Origin of the sequence: Vaccinium witches'-broom phytoplasma str. VAC, assembly GCF_000309405.1 — a bacterium.
Classification (GTDB): Bacteria; Bacillota_I; Bacilli_A; order Acholeplasmatales; family Acholeplasmataceae; genus Phytoplasma.
Window position 1 is genome coordinate 1 of the sequence record NZ_AKIN01000213.1, and the last position, 530, is coordinate 530.

1 pseudogene is annotated in these 530 nt (G+C 21.3%); it reads right to left on the reverse strand.

Annotated features, from left to right (window positions below):
• Positions 1–204 precede the first annotated feature (204 nt).
• Positions 205–426: pseudogene (locus RI68_RS02975) on the reverse strand (replicative DNA helicase); the annotation flags it as partial.
• Between the last annotated feature and the right edge of the window lie 104 nt (positions 427–530).

Consider the following 530-nt stretch of genomic DNA (forward strand, 5'->3'; position numbering starts at 1 on the left):
TTTATCATCAATTATTAATTATTAAATATACCCTTCTTTATGGAGGGTTAGACCTGTTTTTTTCTTTTTTTGATTAACCAAATTTTATTATTTATGTTATAATAAAAGTATAAATATAGGAAAAAAAATTGTTTTTTTATCATCATTTTTCATAAAGCACTCTTTTTCTAATGATAAAAAAATATCAATTTAGCGCCTATTCTATTCTTGATTTTCATATGTGGGACTAATAATTTTTAAGAGTTGTTGAAATAGTTTTTCTTGGGTGTAAGTGTGTTTGATATTGTCTAAAATATGAATATTATTTTGGTTATTAAAATCATCATTTAAATAATTTAAAGAAAATAAAGTAAAGTTATCTTGTGGGAAATTAGTTTGTAAATATGTTAATAACTCTTTAATAATGGTTGGTTTTGTAGTGGGTTTGAGCTGTTCCGTTTTTTCATACAACTTTTTATTTTAAAATGACTCTTTAAGACTAAAAATTAATAGATAATTTCCTATCTTTTCAAACTAAAGAAATATTTTTT